This window comes from Veillonella atypica, from assembly GCF_041431435.1.
GTDB lineage: Bacteria > Bacillota > Negativicutes > Veillonellales > Veillonellaceae > Veillonella > Veillonella atypica.
The window spans coordinates 44890-63468 of sequence record NZ_JAPVXV010000004.1 but is presented as its reverse complement, the minus strand read 5'-3'; the positions used below and the strand labels follow the sequence as shown (position 1 = coordinate 63468).

The following is an 18579-nucleotide window of genomic DNA, read 5'->3' as shown; positions in this document are numbered from 1 at the left end:
AGCCTTCGGTATATGGTGAAGATTTTTACTATCTCGGCTATACATGATATGCCCTATAGAACGGATAAAGGTGTTTTTACCATTGAAACAGCTGGTCGCTATGGGGTATGGCTTAATGGTAATCGATTTAAAAAATCTCCTTTAGGGATGTTTGGATTGCAGCTGATTAACTGTGAAACAGAAAAGGAAGTCTCATTAAGAACTAGCTATATACCCGCTAGCGTAACTAAAGTAATCGATGTACGCATCGAGCTCTATACATTTCATGCTAAGCCGGGAACATATCAGATTGTATTTAACGATAACCCTAGTCCGATGGCTAAGATCTTTGGCACTATTAGTCGATTTTTGATGGGTGGTAAGGATGATTATGGCTCTTATTCCATCAGAATCTATCCTCATCAATCTATGATCTATTCGTTCCTTAGTATATGGGGATTTATATTTGGCGTTATCGCCGTGATGTGGGGAATAGCGGGATTAGTTATACATTGATAAATTTAAGATACTTTGAATTTTGTATTTTTGCTATATAACGTAAAGTATGTTATATTATAAATACAAAGAGAGCCATCAACGTGTAGCTAGCGTTAGGCCCATCTACAAAATTGCAAATTTAGAATGCGCCTAACGTGTAAGCACTGCGAATGCTTTTATACGTTAGGCGTTTTTCGGTGATGAGCTTAACTCACGTTGATGACTCTAGGTTCAGTATAAATAAGTGTCGACAATTTGTCGACACTTATTTAACCTTGTTTATGTTAATGTTCTATAGAGTTATGTATACTTATAGATGATAAAAGCCTATAGCACGAAAATCGTACTATAGGCTTCTGTCATGTTTAATATATTATCTTCTGTATCCGCCGCATCCTCTAGTATTAGAGTTTGGACCGCAATAGTTTTGGTTGTTATTGTTACATGGTGCATAGTTAGCATTGTTATTGCAGTTGTATTGTGTGTTAGTATTGCAATTGTACTGAGAATTATTGCATACATAATCGTAAGCAAATCCTGTGGACACTACAGCAGTTACGGCTAAAGCCGTCATGATGAGTATACGTTTAGTAAGTTTCATAGTAATCACCTCCTAGTTTCTATATTTATATTATACTACTATAAGTCAAACGAAATATGATATTCTATATATATATACTATTTGAGAGAATTTATGTGAAAGGACGAGTTTGTATGATGAAACGTGTATTGATGGCTATGCTCTGTTTAAGTTGTGTTGCCTTTAGTAGTAACGCAATTGATATTAATATACCTGGTGCAGATCCGACGGTATCAAAGGATGCATATCAGAATTATCGCAAGACTGATGCGGATGCGCAACAGATGGAACGGGATGTTGAAAAGGATATAAAAACATATATGCCCAAACAAGTGGTAGGTAATGGCGAATTTGATCTAAATGATATCATTTATTCAAATCGTGAGTTGAACCATGCATTAGATTTTTCTTCATCAATATTTATTTTGAAAGAGGATGGAGCCAATGTAAAATTCACCATGCCTTACTCGAGTCGATATGGGAATACTGAGAAGATTGCAGATGGTACACCTGCTTTCAGAAATGCAATGATTATGAGCCCCAACGGTATGATGGCTTATGAATTACGTCATCAACCAGCAGGCAATAATTGGGAGGATAGTAAGATTCCTTATAGCAAGCTGACTGTTGATGATATGAAAGCTATCGCAGAGAAAACAGCTGGCGTATTTCGTGGTGATGACCATTCATTATATGCTGGTAAATTTACGTATCCCACGGTTGAAAAAGCGACATGGGATGTCACGTATGCTAAGGATGCACCAATGGTGGGGAGCCTTAATTTTACGATGAAGAATACACCGACGATTTCGTATCATGTGGGTTATAATTTTATGCCTAGAAAACAGTTTAGTGTGTTAAAAGTACAAGGTGTTGATAAGGCTAAAGAGATAATAATGTCCCCATTGGTTAACTATGTATTACCATCCATTGAACCAGCGAAGGATATACTTTCAAAAAGTAAAGCATTAAGAATTAATGATTTTACATTCTTAACGCTAAAAACAAGTAAAATGATACGGGAAGATAAGAATGATTCGTACATGTATGTATACGATAGCGATCAGTATAGAGAAGGTATCATGGTGATGCCGGTTGAGGCTGATGATATACAACATCCAGAGAAGATTTTCCCTAAAGCTGTACGCAGTATTATTCTAACTGACAAGTATTCGATGCATCAACCAATCCAATTTGCTACCGTATGGAATGATGCTATGTCATCCGTATATATGCAAATTAAGCGTCCTAAAACAACGATTTATATGTTAATATCCCATGATAAACAATACGTATACAATCACTTTATTATGATCTATAATACAAGCTCTTTAGTTGAAAAAGATTTGCGAGATATTGTGCAATATGTAGATACTAATAACAATAAGGACTACTATAACACATTCCAAAGTGGACTTGGGGCTAAGATGCCAAAAGACATGGCGACGGTTGATATTAAGAATGCGAAATAATAGATAATGTAAGGGTTCTAAAAATACCTTGTGAAGTAACTCTCACCATCGGTTAGATTTTTTCATGTAACTATAGGCTCTCTGTTGTGAGGTATATACCTTGTGATAGAGGGCTTTTTGTGTGTGATGAAAGTTAAAAAAGAGCTCTATGTTTCTAGAAAATATCTTTATTTCTTATGCTAAAAGGCGTATACTATAGATAATAATATAGAACATATATTTGTGATTAAAGAGAGGAGGAAGATGTATGAGTGATGATGTAAAGATGTTTGAAGGTAGTCAAATTCGTTCTGTGTGGGATAATGAAAGGGAAGAGTGGTATTTTAGTGTAGTTGATGTGATAGGTTCTCTGACTGAAAGCAATAATCCGCGTGACTATTGGTATCGTGTGAAAAAACGTATGTCAGAAGAAGAACGAAGTGAGTTGTCGACATTTTGTCGACAACTGAAACTTAAGTCGACAGATGGTAAGTCATATAAGACTGATGTAGCTGATATGCAAGGTATTTTTCGTATAATCCAATCTGTTCCATCACCTAAGGCAGAACCTTTTAAAATGTGGTTAGCAGAGGTTGGTAAAGAACGTATTGATGAAATCATTGATCCGGAACTCACGATTGATAGGGCTTTAGAATCATATGCGCGTAAGGGCTATAGCCGAGAATGGATTAACCAACGATTACAGGCTATTCAAGTGCGTAAAGAACTTACAGATATATGGCAAGATCATGGTGTTAAGGGTGGCAATGAATATGCTATCCTAACGAATGAAATCTCTAAAGCTTGGTCTGGAATGACAACTAGAGAATATAAGGACTTTAAGGGGCTAAAAAAAGAAAATCTACGAGATAATATGCCTACTACAGAACTTATCTTAAATATGTTAGCCGAAACGGCTACAAAGGATATTGCGGAGGCAACTAATCCTCAAGGATTAGACGAGAATAAACAAGTTGCTCAAGATGGTGGTTCTATTGCTGGTGATGCACGTAAATCGATTGAAGCTAGAACTGGCAAACCTGTTATTACATCTAAAAATGCCATAGACTTGGGACGACTAATTAGTGATGTGGTGAAACATGATAGATGAACGATTTGAACGGATGAAACGAAAGCGTAATTGTAGAGTACATTTTGATGAAGATTCTTTTCTGATATCTGATTGTACAGTAGCGCCAGTACACGATATACCTGATGTAATATATGAAAATCAGGAGTTTGATTTTTATGTTGAGTCTACCTATGATGTATATCTGCTTCGTATCATACATAGTCATGATTGTGTTGTAAGCATTTATCCTGCAAAAGCTGATGGCATTATATATATCGTAAGTTCTATACCTGTGTCTAAAGATAATATCAAAGAGACTATTCAAAAGATTTTACATGCGTTGGAGATATATGGCTTTCCGAAACTGAAAAATCCTAAAAGTAGTATTACATTTTGTATATAGTGAGGAAGTAGAGCGTAAAGAAAATAATACCACATCAGATAGGGATTTTTTGTCCTGTATGATGTGGTATTTTATTTATATATGATTTATGGGAGGTCTTATGTTATGTCCTATAATCCCTATTTTAAAATAAAAGTAAGAATGGATACTGCTAGAGACAATATAGCAATGATGAGTATTACTTTTTCATAATTGTTCATAGCATCACCACCTTTCGGTGATGAGCCTAACTCACGTTGATGACTCTAGGTTCAGTATAAATAAGTGTCGACAATTTGTCGACACTTATTTAACCTTGTTTATGTTAATATGCTATAGAGTTATGTATACTTATAGATGATAAAAGCCTATAGCACGAAAATTGTACTATAGGCTTCTGTCATGTCTAATATCTTATCTTCTATATCCGCCGCATCCTCTAGTATTAGAGTTTGAACCGCAATAGTTTTGGTTGTTATTGTTGTATGGTGCATAGTTAGCATTGTTATTGCAGTTGTATTGTGTGTTAGTATTGCAATTGTACTGAGAATTATTGCATATATAATCATAAGCAAATCCTGTGGACACTACAGCAGTCACGGCTAGGGTAGTCACGATGAGTATACGTTTAGTAAATTTCATAGTAATCATCTCCTATTTTTTATACTTATATTATACTACTATAAGTCAAATGAAATATGATATTCTATACATATATACTATTTGAGAGAATTTATGTGAGAGGAAGATTTTTCCTAAAACTGTACGAGGTATGATTCTAACTGATTAGTATTTTGTGCAACAACTAATTTATAACACACTCTCAAGCGGGCTTGAGGCTAAGATGCCGAAAGAAATGGGGCATTTGATATTAAGAATACGAGGTAGGTAGCTTTTTGTTTAGTAGGAAGGAGAAACTATGCGGTATTATAAATTTTTATTATTATCAATATTTTTAGCTTTTAGTAGTTCCCCCGTATTAGCAACGGATGCGTTTACTATGCAAGGATCATGGGTATCTAAGAGTGGTAATTATTTACATGTAGATTCACATTATTTAGGTAAATCACATTATACTATTAAAGATATAAATCATATAAATGGAAAAACTTATATTAGAGTTTCTTTGATTGGTGGGCGATATATTAATCAAATTACTATAGCCGATGATAATCCTAATTATATGATTATTGAAAACGAATCTACTCATACTTTTGTAGAGTATTCCAGAATATAATGACGTAAAATTTATTTAAAAGAGTTAAGGGGAAAAGATTTAAATGAGGAAATTTTTATTAGCGTTACTGGTTATCAGTATAACAGCTTTTGGTTCCCAGGCAAGAACATCTGAGTTAGTAGGTAAAGGTGAAGGCTATGGCTCTTATAATGGTTGGGTTGTTGCAGATATGTCAATGAATGATGGTGATGTATCCGAAGTAGCATCCTATTCTATGCGTATATTTAAGGACTATGGTTTAGTTCCTGTCGCTTACTGTGCATCTGGAGGTAGTCATTTAGGCACTTATTATACTTTTTATGTAAACCCATATCATGATTCATTAATTATTGGGAGGGAAGCTGGCGTAGCCTCTCATGTTAATCCGTTTGCTGCAGAGTCTAAATCCTTTAGTAAATCTGGAGTGTTTGTTCGTTATACAGATATGCAAGCTAATCAGGATCTATATAGAAAAATAATTAATGTAGCTAAAGCTGAATTTATTAAATATCAACAAATGATGAAATAAGATATGCATTTTTAAAAATTACATTTGCTTTTATATGAATTACACTGTATACTTTAATTAAAAGATATGCAGTGTAATTTTTTTAAATGCAAAAATAAAGGTAAAATGAAAAAACAAAGAAAGAGGTGACATAATGTATATTCAAAATGTATTTCATAGTAATACGGGTATATCACAGTATCGCATTGAAGAAAGCAATAGTCCTGATGCGAAAGTATATACCTTGTATGGGCAGAATGAATTATATGAGGATTTATATGGTGTACCTGGGGCTATGAGTGATCGGAAACAGATAAAAGTAGATGGAATGGGGCCTGGTGCTATTGCTAAAGAAGGTGATTTATTATTTAGCACAATTTCTGGTGAGGCTACAATCGTAAGTGCTGAACATGATGGTTATGTATTCACACAAAATTATGCTCGTATGGAGCCTATGAGCAGGTCAGTAGATAGAAAGTATATGGCTTATTTGATTAATGAAAATTCATCAATCAAGCGTCAGTTTAAACAAAATCTACAAGGTAGTCAGGTAATACGATACAGTTTAAAGTTATTGAAAGAAATTGCGTTACCAGAATTACCACCAATAGAGATTCAACGGGTGATAGGGGATATATATTTTAAGCAATTACTATTGCGTTCGTTAAGACAACGGGTAGCCGAGAATACGTATCGTTTATCAATTGTTATGTTACAGGGAGTGGAGTAAATGACAGAACTAGAATTTGAACGTCAGCTAATTGAACAATTATCGTCAGGGATTATTAGTAGTACAGCTAACCAAATGGGAGATACTACAGTTCCATACGGTAATATGAAGGTGTTTAAAAGCAAATTATGGAAGTATGAGCCAACAATTAAAACGACTGAAGATTTGTGGGAAAACTTTCGGTCTATTTTGTATCAATTGAATCAAAATCAATTGACACAACCATTAAGTGATACAGAGTTTAAACAGGTTCAAAAGGTTATTAATGAACTTTATACACCATATCAAGCGGGTCAATTTTTATATGGTATTAATGGCGTATCTCAAGTAGAAGTAGATCTTGATGATGGACGTCATGTATTCTTGACGGTATTTGATCAAAAACAAATTGGAGCAGGTAATACAGTATATCAAGTGGTAAGTCAAATTAAGCGAGAATCACAAATTGCGGGTCGTCCAGAACGTCGTTTTGATACTACACTACTTATTAATGGTTTACCAATCATTCAAATTGAGGAGAAATCTGTTAAACATTCTGTTGATGAGGCATTGAACCAAATGCATCAATATATTCAAGAGAAACAGTACAGTGATATTTTCTCAACAGTTCAAATTCTAGTAGCTATGACGCCTAATCGAATTAAATATATGGCGAATACAACGGCGGAGTTATTCAATAAGGACTTTGCATTTGAATGGCAAAATCCTAATGATAATAAGGTAGTTCGTAATTGGACTACTTTTGCTGATATGTTCCTAAGTATTCCCATGGCGCACCAAATGTCTACATTGTTTACTATTCTTGACGGAACTAAGAATAAACAAATGCTTAAGGTTATGCGCCCTTATCAGGTATATGCTACAAAGGCCGTTTTGAATGAGCTGAAACGTGCAGACTTTGATTTACCAATTAATAAATTAGGTTATGTATGGCATACCACTGGATCTGGTAAGACTATCACTAGCTTTAAAACAGCATGGTTAGCTAGCCGTATGCCTAATGTAGATAAGGTTATCTTCGTAGTAGACCGTATTGCTTTGACCAAGCAAACTGAAGACAATTATAAAGCATATGATCCGGAAGGCTCCATAGATGATGGCGGTAAAGAGTATAACAATGTTAGTGGCACACAAAATACAGATGCTTTAGCGAGTAAATTGAATAAAAATGGTTATGGTATTATTGTTACATCTGTACAAAAGTTAAATACTCTTATTAAACGTAAAAATTTTGTGGTACCTAAGAAAAGATTTGTATTCATCGTCGATGAGGCTCATCGCTCCACGGGTGGTGAAAGCTTTGAAGAATTGCAAAAAATCTTTAAAGGCGCTGCATGGGTAGGTTATACAGGAACACCTATGTTTGATGAAGTAGTTGGTAAAAAAGGCACTAAGACTCATGAAGTATTTGGTAAATTACTTCATGCTTATACGATTCGCGAAGCTATTGCCGATAAAAATGTATTAGGGTTCAAGGTGGATTTTGAAACTACTATTGCAGAAGACCAAATGAAGCAAGAGTACTTACCAAAATTCTATAAGGCGCAGCATCCTGATTGGAACGAACAAGATATTGAACGTAAAATCGCTAATCTTACTGATAATGATATGGATGATATGATTGAACCTAGTTTCTATGATAATAATCCTAATCATGTACGATTAGTTGTAGAAGATATCTTCAAAAATTGGCGTAATCGCTCTAATGATGGTGCCTATAATGCTATGCTTACGACACATGTAGGTGGTAACCGTCCAAGTACGCCGATGGCATTGATGTACTTTGATGAATTTGAACGTGTTAATCAAGAACGAGCAGCACAAGGTTTGCCTACGCTAAAAGTTGGCGTTACGTTCAGCATGAGTACGAATAATAGTGATAACCAATTAACGACAAATGATGGTTTATTACGAGCAATGAATCATTATAATAAGATGTTTGGCACAAACTTTGGGTTAGATGATGTATCGGGGTATACACAAGATTTGACCACACGATTAAATCGAACCGCAGAAGATGGGCAATATTTAGATATTGTTATTGTTGTGGACCAACTATTAACTGGTTTTGATGCTCCTAAAATGAATACACTATATGTTGACCGTACATTGAAAGATGCATTATTGATTCAGGCTTATTCTAGAACGAACCGTATTGCTGATAATCAAGGTAAGCCTTGGGGGCGTATTGTTAATTATAGATGGCCAGCTAAGAACGAAGAACTCATGAATCGTGCGTTAAGTATCTATGCTAATAAAGCTTCCGCTGATGTACAAGAAACATTGATAGATACAAAAAAATTAGTAGATGCTGGTGTTTTAGCAAAATCTTTCAAAGAGCAATTTGAAGAGGTCAAACATGTAGTAGATCAATTAGCGGATATTACAGATACTTTCACAGAAGTACCAGCGAGTGAAGCGAAACAAGAAGAAATGTTTAATCTCATGCGTAACTATAGTTCGGGAATGTCTAAATTAAAACAATATGACCCAGAAACGGTTAATGGTGAGGATATTGGTTTTGACTATGATAATCCGGATGAACTTGTTACATTACTTGGTATGACACCTGAACAGGAGGAAATACTAACGACATCTTTATATAACGATTTAAAAGAACGGATTGCAGAAATACATGATGTACCTGTCGCACAAATTGAATTACGCATGATTCACGTGAAAGATGTTAGTGTCAATTATGATTATTTAACTGAATTGGTAGAAGCATTGATGAATGCAGTGCATGAGGATCGTATGGATGCAGCCGCTGACTATCGAGATAAGATTAGTGATTTTGCTATGGCCTTGGAAGACCGTCAATATGCAAAACAAATTAATAATGCTGCTGAGGCCATTTATAATGGTAATTATCCTCCTGAAGGGCATGAAGTAACGTATCCAGTTCAATTAAAATCTAGTTTGGATATTATACATGATGCTAATACTATGATTGTGAAGGATAATATCTTTGATTTCCGTTTAAAATGGGGCATTATTGATGTTATTAGTAATGATGAAATTTTAGAACTATTTGGACGCCATACTGCAGGAAAACAAGATCTTGATAGTACAGGACGAATTAGTCAACTAAAGAAAGATGCACGTAAAGAATACCAAGTTAAAGCACAAGATAAAGAAGTGGCAGCACTTAATAAGATTACATATGGCAATGAATTAGTTGCTGCATTATATAAATTTGCGGATTCTTATGTTAATGAAAGGTAGTGTTGGTATGGTAAAAAGAAAGAGGGGTTGCGATGAATAAGGAAAAACGGAGAGTACCTAAGTTACGTTTCCCTGGATTTACGGAAGATTGGGAACAGTGTAAGTTAGGGGATTTAGCTGAAATTGTACGTGGCGCATCTCCAAGACCGATAAGTGATCCCAAATGGTTTGATAATGATTCAAACGTGGGTTGGTTAAGAATCGCAGATGTTACAGCCCAAGATGGTAGAATTCGATATTTAGAACAAAAAATATCTGAATTAGGTCAAGAGAAAACGCGAGTTATAAAAACTCCGCATTTATTACTGAGCATTGCCGCAACTGTAGGGAAGCCAGTAATTAATTACGTTCCAACTGGTGTTCATGATGGATTTTTAATTTTTCTAAATCCCAAATTTAATATTTTATATGCATTCTGGTGGTTAGAAATGTTCCGAGAAAAATGGAATAAGTATGGTCAACCGGGTAGCCAAGTAAATTTAAATTCTGATTTAGTGAAAAATCAAGTTATTAATATACCAAACGAAAAAGAACAAGAAAAAATTAGTTCATTTTTAGAATCTCTTGATAAAATTATTACCCTTCATCAGCGTAAGCTTGAGCACTTAAATTTGAAGAAAAAAGCGTTACTTCAGAAACTTTTTCCGAAAAATGGAGAGCGTTATCCAGAACTTCGTTTTCCAGGATTTACTGATGCTTGGGAACAGTGTAAGTTAGGCAGTATTGGCTCAACATATACTGGATTATCAGGTAAAACAAAAGAAGATTTTGGGCATGGTGAAGCACAATATATTACATATTTAAATGTGTTTCAAAATACAATCTCCGATACAACCATGACTGATAAGGTAGAAATAGATACTACACAAAACGAGGTGAAATATGGGGATGTATTATTTACTACCTCATCTGAAACTCCAGAAGAAGTCGGTATGTCATCGGTATGGCTTAGTGATACACCTAATATTTATTTAAATAGCTTTTGTTTTGGTTTTAGGCCTAATCAAAAAATTGATCCATATTTTTTAGGATATTCATTACGTGCGCCATATATGAGAGATAAGATTAAGATTCTTGCTCAAGGTATATCACGGTATAATATTTCAAAAAATAAAGTTATGGAACTTGAGATAAGTATGCCGAACAATGAGGAACAAAAGTTATTAGGGACCTTCTTACAGCATATTGATTTGATTATTACCCTTCATCAGCGTAAGTTAGAGCACTTACAATTACAGAAAAAAGCATTACTTCAACAAATGTTTGTATAAATAAAGGAGATTTTGTATGGCAGAATCAAAAGCACAGAATATTTCTAGCCAATTATGGGCTATTGCCAATGATTTACGTGGCACAATGGATGCAAGTTCTTTTAAAGATTATATTCTTCCGTTTTTATTCTATAAATATCTTTCTATTCATCAAGAAGAATACTTGGTTAATAATGAATTAGTTGATATTTCTGATGGTAAATCTGTTAATGACGCATATAAAGAACTTGTCGAAAATGAAGGTTTAGAGGCTTGTTTAATTGATATTGCGGGTACACTAGGCTATGCTATTAATCCTGAGGATACATGGGCCTCTTTAACTGAAAGTATTCATAATGGATCTGTTATTCCAAGCGATTATCAACGATTATTTGAAAATTTTAACAAAAATGCTGAAATTAATAAAGAAGCTGCCGCAGATTTTAGAGATATTTTTAACTATATTAATCTTGGTGATTCTGGGCTAGGTTCAACTATAACTGGTAGAACTAAAACTCTAAATGCAGTTGTAACTAAAATAGATGAAATCGAGTATAAAGATGAAAGTGGTAGGGATATTCTTGGTGAAATCTATGAATACTTAATCGGTAAATTTGCAGCTAATGCCGGTAAAAAAGGCGGCGAATTCTATACTCCTCATGAAGTTAGTCAAATATTGGCTAAAATCGTGACTGGTAATATAAAAACTCAACATGATACTTTCACAGTCTATGACCCTACAATGGGATCTGGTTCATTATTATTAACAGTTCGAAATGAAATTCCTGATGGTTCTCGTCAAGGTGCGGTTAGCTTTTACGGTCAAGAATTAAATACAGTTACATATAACTTGGCACGGATGAACTTGATGATGCATGGTGTCACTTATAATAATATGACATTAAATAATGCGGATACTCTTGAAAGCGATTGGCCAGATGGTCCAGACCGTGATGGTATTGATAGACCACGATCTTTTGATGCGGTTGTTGCAAATCCACCGTACTCTGCTAAATGGGATAATAATGAAAGTAAACTTAAAGATCCACGCTTTAGTGAATATGGTAAATTAGCACCAGCATCTAAAGCAGACTACGCTTTTATATTACATAGTTTGTATCATCTAAATAATGAGGGTACGATGGCAATCGTTCTACCTCATGGTGTTTTATTCCGCGGTGCAGCAGAAGGTAAAATCCGCCAAACTATTATAGAAAAAAATTACCTTGATGCGGTGATAGGTTTACCTGCTAACTTATTCTATGGTACGAGTATCCCTACAACTATTCTTGTATTTAAGAAAAATCGTACAACTCGGGATATACTATTTATCGATGCTAGTAACGAATTCGAAAAAGGTAAAAACCAAAATAATTTAAGCGATGAAAATATCACCAAAATTATTGAAACATATCGTAATAGACAAGACGTTGATAAATATGCACACGTTGCATCTATTGAAGAAGTCAAAGAAAACGACTATAACTTAAATATTCCTCGCTATGTCGATACATTTGAGGAAGAAGAAGAACTTAATCTTGATGAAATTAATCGTATGATTGAACAAGATAACAAAGAAATTGCAAAACTAGAAAAAGAAATAGCCGAACAATTAGCCCTATTAGGCGTCAAAATGTAAGGAAAAGAGGTAGAAAAGACCGAATAGGACTTTTCTACCTCTTTTGGTGTTCTTGGGAACAGCGTAAGTTATCAAGTTTAACAGAATATATTGGTACAGGAAAAAGTCGATTTGTAATTAATGAATTTGGTGAGTATGCAATATTAGGTTCGACGAATGTTATTGGTTATGATGATGCTTATGATTACGATGGTAATTTTATATTAACTGCACGAGTAGGAGCTAATGCAGGGCAGCTTTATCGATATTCTGGAAAAGTTAAAATAACTGATAATACAGTATTTATTATGTCAGATAGTAGTCAGTTTATATATTATACTTTGACTCATTTTGATTTAAGACGCCTTTCATTTGGGACGGGACAACCACTTGTTAAATCAAGTGAATTACAAAAATTAGAGCTATGTGTACCAGTGAGTAAATCTGAACAGGAGAAAATAGGAGAAATATTTAACAAGATAGATAATATTATTACCCTTCATCAGCAAGAGCCATTTCTATGTGGGAACAGCGTAAATGGTGGGGTAGAATTATGTTAACAATAGAGGAAAAGTCCGAACTATTTTATATTTATTATGGAAAATGGATACATATATATAAAGAAGGTGCTATCCGTGATGTAACAATGCGAAAATATGAGATAACTCTAGTATGGTTAAAGCGATTAGTGCCTAATCTTAGGCTTTCACAATTAAATAGAATATCATATCAACAACTATTAAATGATTATGCTGAGTTCCATGAGCGACAAACAACAATGGACTTTCATCATCAAATAAAAGCTGCCATACTAGATGCCGTAGATGAAGGCTTAATCGATAGGGATCCAACACGAAAGGCGATTATAAAAGGTAGGTCACCGAGAGTTAAGAAGATTAAATATCTGAATCAGTTTGAATTACATACATTATTAGTAAACTTGAAGCTGACATCAGAAATTAATTGGGATTGGTTAATATTGATAATTGCAAAAACAGGTATGCGATTTTCTGAAGCTTTAGCATTAACACCGAAGGATTTTGATTTTTCACATCAATCATTAATTGTAGATAAAACATGGGACTATAAAGGCACAGGAGGGTTTTTACCAACTAAGAATCGCTCATCTGTGAGAAAGATACAGCTTGACTGGCAGACAATTATAAAGTTTTCAGAACTAATTAAAGGCTTACCAGATGATAAACCTATATTTGTGAAAGGTCGAGTATTCAATTCGACAATAAATGGTGTATTAGAACGGTATTGTAAAAAGTTGGGAATACCTGTTATATCGATTCACGGATTACGACATACGCATGCTTCGTTATTACTCTTTGCGGGTGTATCAATTGCAAGTGTAGCAAGAAGACTTGGACATGCAAGTATGACAACAACACAGAAAACCTATATACATATAATTCAGGAAATGGAAAATAGAGATATTGATCTGGTGATGCGGTCGATGGCTGGATTAGCATGAAATTTATTTTATAGAAATGGCTTTTACTGATGAAGGGTAATATCTAAATTAAGTGATTTAAAAAATTGACCGATTGCTTTTTGTTCATCGAGATTAGGAAGTAATAGTTGTAGCTTTGAAAATGTAGGATATTGAACACGTTGTCGTTCAATCAATGACCCTGTAGCATAATTTTTATACATTTTCAAACTTGAAGGTAATAATAACACTTCTTTAAGAAAATCTGTATCAATATTTTTATCATAAACTATTGATACATAGTACCCAGAAACAGCTATAGGATAAAGTCCAGTATAAATATCTATAGAACCTATAGTTATATTCATTGGATTATAAACAAGTGTATTAGTTTCAATGCGCTTAAACTGATCTTTTTTCTTTACCAAGAAATCCCGTTCATATCTATCGGACTTTTCTATTAAACCTGCTTCAGCGGTTAGTGACCATAAAGGTAACTTTGCATCTTCAGGATTTACAAAAGTATTAATTTGATTGGTAAAATCACCCAACTTACGCTGTTCCCAAGTATCATTAATAATTAGTATTAATTGCAGGTGTTGTACGGTTTTAAAATGATGATAGTAGAAGGAGTTTATATGGACTTAAAAGTATTAGATAATAATATTACTGGGATATTTATATCGGTTATTACATTATTATTTTCTATGTATAAATTTTCAAAACAAGATGATATTAATAAAAAATATGAAGATATAAAGTATATTAATGAGCAATCTTTAAAGAATTATTCGATATATATTGAAAATAAACACCAACGCCTCATAGAAGTAAATGATAGCTTAATAAATGCATTAGGATACGTTAATGATATTACATGCGACTTACAAGAAAAAATAGATTATTCAAAATATAGTGTATGCCAACTAGAAAAATATGTATCTAGATTTAATCTAAATGATGATGAAAAACAATCTTTACTATCTTTGCTCCATAATGATAGAGATGCTGCTATTAAGAGAATGTATTATTGGGAAGATAGAATTAGGTGTGTTAAAGCAAAGGAAATGGTATCAAAATTTAGACAATGTATATTAAATGTAAGATTATATATATCTGAAGAGCATTTCTTCATAATTGATTCTTATGCAATTAATTTGTTTGACCTAATAGATTTAGTAGAAGAAAGTAATTTACAAATTACGCATTACAACCAAGTTGGTGATCAGTATGCAAAATTGCATAGAGAAAAGAGTTCTCTTAGTCAAAAGGTTAATAGTGATATTAAATCAATCATCAATATCATGAAGGATGAATTAATTTTGACAAACACAATAGACCGTAAATGATACTTTATAATATTTTCTTATTTAAAGATAAGATATCTATAGTTCATATTGTTTTCTTAAATATTTTGATTTTAACTAATAATGAACACTAAACCCCATATGAGTTTTTTAGTATCGTATTAAATTTTACAATTCAAATTTATGATTAATAGAGATAACCAAGGGAATGTTTTACTCCTGTAGTTATCTCTATTTTATATAAATTTTGACTTCATTTTGTTTTCATTTATTATGGTGAAGAAGTATAATATAAATATCATTATATATAGTTTTCCTGAAAGGGGATTTATTATGAGTGTTAGTTATGTAGGGGAATTATTTGGTAGAGAGAGTATATTAGATTCTTTATCAAACCGTCTTGAGGTTGCCGTAAAAGGAAAAGGTTGTATTGATTTATTACATGGGGATGCTGGAATTGGTAAAAGTGCAATAATAAATAAGTTTGCTACCCTACATCCAGAAGTACAAACCTTGTATGTACAATGTTCTGCTTTGACTGATGCAGATGATTTGTATAAGCCTTGTTCTGATCTTTTGAATAGTATAGAGTCGATTAAATGGCAAGAACAATCTAAAGTGAAAAAGTTCTTTGGCTCTTTTAATATGGAAAAGGTTTTTGATGTAGGTGGTAAGATTCTTGGATTTATTCCTGGATTGGAATTACCGAGTGCAATTATTGATTTAGCAATTTCTGCTTATGCAGGAGATACTAATCCGGAGGTTTTAGCTGAAACGTATAAAAATGATAAAGTTAAGCTTTATTCAGATATTATATTGGGCCTTAGTATGGAGAAACCGTTAGTTGTAGTTTTTGATGATCTTCATTGGGCTGATCGAGGAACTATCAATGTGTTTAAACATATCTTTCAAATTATGTTGGAGGCTCGACAAGGATTAAATGATAAAAAATTTAATTTGTTATTAATTGGATCATTACGAGGTTCAGAAGCTAAGGCTGATTCACTTCATAATGGTATTAATGAAATGTTTAGCTTTATGGATCGTTACAATTTTGGCCGAACTCAAAAGTTGATGATTCAACATGAGGTTCAAGAACTAGATGCTGCATCAGTTCAAGCTCTTATTACCTACAATTTTGATAATGATGAAAAACTTTCTGACGGATTAAAGCGTTGGTTATGTGAGTCCAGTAATGGAAACCCGTTATTACTGTCCAATCTTATAGATGTATTACGTGAGAATAGTGCGGTTGAAAGCACATCCACTGGATGGGTCGATTTTAATGAAGTTAGTTATATATCTGATAGTCCTGTATTAAAAGGTAGAATGCTACGTCTTGAAAAGCAAGGGGCTTTTAGAAGTAAGTCTGTAGTTGCTCTTGAAGCATTACGTAATCTAACAGATTCAGAATTAAAGATTCTATATGTAGCCTCTATTTTTAAGGAATATTTTACTATTGAAAGCTTGGCTCATGTTTGTAAAATTATTGAATCAGATTTATATTGGCCAATTAATAGATTAATTAAAATGGGCTTTATTGTTGAACAAGGAGAAGTAGATAATGGACTAGAAGTTCAAAATCGCTACCAAATTAAATCTAAAGCTCTAATTGAAGCTCTGCGAAATGATATGTCTGTTCATCAAATCACTTATTATGAGAATTCTCTAGGTGAGTATTATTCCTCTAAAATAAAAGCTATTGACTATATGGAAGAGACTGTTGATAGCTTAGACTTATCTGATTTAGTTGCTAAACCAGTTATCTCTGATAAGTATAGTAAGATTAATAAAGTTAGAGATTTCTATCATAAAATGGCTTCTTATCATTATATGAAAGGTAAAAACTCACTAAAAGCGATAGAACATGGTTTGTTTGGCATTGAACGACTCGTAGAACGATATAAAGAAACTAAAGAACAAACACCGTCACCTTTAGAGTTGGATGGATTATATAAGACGATTGAGTCTCAGATTTCTTTATATGATACTCTTTTTGATAAGGTAATTGATGAATTAATTTTAGTTAAACATAACGATAATGAATTAATTCAACATCTTAAAATACGTGCATTAAAAATTTATGCTCAATTTTATGGCTGTTTTGGTCAATATTCTAAGGCTAGTCAATATTTAAATACGGCTCTTATGTTAACTAGCTTTACTGAGTCAGAGATAGATGACGCAAAGTTAATGGTAGCTGTTGCAGAGATTAACATTGATAGTGGAAATTTTACAAAAGCAGGACAGATAATAGGAAAGCTTTTAGACTATTTAGAGGAGGATGGGAATTCTTGGGAGTCCTCACAATATGATGATATAATTGAGAATCTATTATTATTAATTAGTATTGACTCCTTCTTACAGGCTAAATATATATCTAAAGTGACTTCAGTTGCTATTACACTAAAGTCTGAATGTATTATTGATGCACAGTTTGCAGAGCTTGAATTTTATTTGCGTCATAATGATCTTGAGAGAGCCAAAGAATTAATAATACAAATAGAAAGCATACATTCAGATATAAACTGGGCTCATTATTTAGGTGATCAATTAAGTACATTAAGTTTATATAAGATTCCAAAAGATGTTGATGAACAGTTAGAGCTTTTAGCTGATGATTGGAATGCTCAATATAATTATAAAGTAAAAAAAGATTATCAATGGGGCTTGAATGTATGTAACTTATTTTTATCAATCTTGTTAAAGGAAATTAAAGTGCTGGATGAAGACTCATTGTCTACAACTGTAGAGGAGACGTTGACACTTTTATCTTGGCTTTATAGTTTATTAAGATTAAATCCTGATATTGCAATTGAAGACTATACTGACGACGAATATATTCAATCGGTTTATAAAGATCGTGTTCTAGAGTTACAATCACAAGCAATTAATATTTTGGAGGTTAATAAGCATAATATTGATTTGCAGGCTATTTATGATTGGTTTTATGATCAGATTAAAAGTGGACTATATATTGAAGAAAGAGACTCCATATTGAGATACTTTTTAACTAGCTGGCCGGAGTATATTGACAGTAAACATATAGAATATTTATTTATAGAGTCTATGAATTCAACTGAAGTATTATCTAATATAAGTCGGTATGAAAATAATATAGCTGCTTGGCGTGACTATTATTTGATAAAACCTAGTCATGGGTTAGCAGACTTAGTTGTCCACTCATTAGAAGAAGCAATTAAGGCCTTAGGGAATAATCTGCTTGTAGTGAAATTAGTTGATGATATATTATTAGAAATTAATGATTTTAAGTAACTTGTAGATTGTAATAAATATATTAAATTAGCAGTAGATATTTGTTTAG

Annotated in this window: 16 protein-coding genes; 14 read left to right on the top strand and 2 right to left on the bottom strand. The window is 33.2% G+C overall.

Annotated features, from left to right (window positions below):
- The first annotated feature begins 12 nt into the window (after window positions 1–12).
- Entirely contained in the window at window positions 13–495 is a 483-nt protein-coding gene (locus tag O3598_RS05915; RefSeq protein WP_371452137.1) for a hypothetical protein, read from the top strand.
- Between the two features lie 355 nt (window positions 496–850).
- Here O3598_RS05915 and O3598_RS05910 read toward each other — a convergent pair whose 3' ends face one another.
- Complete coding sequence (locus tag O3598_RS05910; protein ID WP_156718414.1) at window positions 851–1078, bottom strand: hypothetical protein; 228 nt, start codon at window positions 1076–1078, stop codon at window positions 851–853.
- A gap of 113 nt (window positions 1079–1191) precedes the next feature.
- Between O3598_RS05910 and O3598_RS05905 the strand changes: the two genes are divergently transcribed.
- From O3598_RS05905 to O3598_RS05855, 11 genes are all read left to right on the top strand, one after another.
- Window positions 1192–2529, top strand: coding sequence for a hypothetical protein (locus O3598_RS05905; protein ID WP_371452135.1), 1338 nt, complete (start codon window positions 1192–1194; stop codon window positions 2527–2529).
- A gap of 247 nt (window positions 2530–2776) precedes the next feature.
- On the top strand, window positions 2777–3619 hold the full coding sequence (locus tag O3598_RS05900; protein ID WP_371452133.1) for a BRO family protein: 843 nt from the start codon (window positions 2777–2779) through the stop codon (window positions 3617–3619).
- The gene (locus O3598_RS05895) at window positions 3609–3983 is read left to right on the top strand and encodes a hypothetical protein (RefSeq protein WP_371447521.1); all 375 of its coding nucleotides are present in this window, start codon (window positions 3609–3611) and stop codon (window positions 3981–3983) included. The genes O3598_RS05900 and O3598_RS05895 overlap by 11 nt, the downstream gene beginning before the upstream one ends.
- An 898-nt stretch (window positions 3984–4881) precedes the next feature.
- Complete coding sequence (locus O3598_RS05890) at window positions 4882–5199, top strand: hypothetical protein (RefSeq protein WP_287500270.1); 318 nt, start codon at window positions 4882–4884, stop codon at window positions 5197–5199.
- Window positions 5200–5242: 43 nt separating this feature from the next.
- The gene (locus O3598_RS05885) at window positions 5243–5707 is read left to right on the top strand and encodes a hypothetical protein (protein ID WP_287500271.1); all 465 of its coding nucleotides are present in this window, start codon (window positions 5243–5245) and stop codon (window positions 5705–5707) included.
- A 133-nt stretch (window positions 5708–5840) separates the two neighbouring features.
- Entirely contained in the window at window positions 5841–6416 is a 576-nt protein-coding gene (locus O3598_RS05880) for a restriction endonuclease subunit S (protein WP_302065131.1), read from the top strand.
- A complete protein-coding gene (locus O3598_RS05875) occupies window positions 6417–9641 on the top strand; it encodes a type I restriction endonuclease subunit R (RefSeq protein ID WP_302065130.1) in 3225 nt (1074 codons plus the stop codon).
- A 32-nt stretch (window positions 9642–9673) separates the two neighbouring features.
- Window positions 9674–10912, top strand: coding sequence for a restriction endonuclease subunit S (locus O3598_RS05870; protein WP_371452131.1), 1239 nt, complete (start codon window positions 9674–9676; stop codon window positions 10910–10912).
- Between the two features lie 16 nt (window positions 10913–10928).
- Window positions 10929–12530: a type I restriction-modification system subunit M gene (locus O3598_RS05865; RefSeq protein ID WP_371452129.1), complete on the top strand. Its 1602-nt coding sequence runs from the start codon at window positions 10929–10931 to the stop codon at window positions 12528–12530.
- The gene (locus tag O3598_RS05860) at window positions 12503–13069 is read left to right on the top strand and encodes a restriction endonuclease subunit S (protein ID WP_371452249.1); all 567 of its coding nucleotides are present in this window, start codon (window positions 12503–12505) and stop codon (window positions 13067–13069) included. Before O3598_RS05865 ends, O3598_RS05860 begins: the two co-directional genes overlap by 28 nt.
- Window positions 13030–13989, top strand: a complete 960-nt coding sequence (locus tag O3598_RS05855; RefSeq protein ID WP_442759097.1) for a site-specific integrase — start codon at window positions 13030–13032, stop codon at window positions 13987–13989. The genes O3598_RS05860 and O3598_RS05855 overlap by 40 nt, the downstream gene beginning before the upstream one ends.
- A 23-nt stretch (window positions 13990–14012) precedes the next feature.
- On the opposite strand, the gene O3598_RS05850 is transcribed toward O3598_RS05855, so the two are convergent.
- Window positions 14013–14498 (bottom strand): restriction endonuclease subunit S domain-containing protein, encoded by a 486-nt coding sequence (locus O3598_RS05850; RefSeq protein WP_371452127.1) that lies wholly within the window; start codon window positions 14496–14498, stop codon window positions 14013–14015.
- Window positions 14499–14585: 87 nt separating this feature from the next.
- Here O3598_RS05850 and O3598_RS05845 point away from each other — a divergent pair, with 87 nt between their 5' ends.
- Both O3598_RS05845 and O3598_RS05840 read left to right on the top strand, forming a co-directional pair.
- Complete coding sequence (locus O3598_RS05845; RefSeq protein WP_371452126.1) at window positions 14586–15296, top strand: hypothetical protein; 711 nt, start codon at window positions 14586–14588, stop codon at window positions 15294–15296.
- Window positions 15297–15587: 291 nt separating this feature from the next.
- The gene (locus tag O3598_RS05840; RefSeq protein ID WP_371452124.1) at window positions 15588–18530 is read left to right on the top strand and encodes an AAA family ATPase; all 2943 of its coding nucleotides are present in this window, start codon (window positions 15588–15590) and stop codon (window positions 18528–18530) included.
- Window positions 18531–18579: the final 49 nt, after the last annotated feature.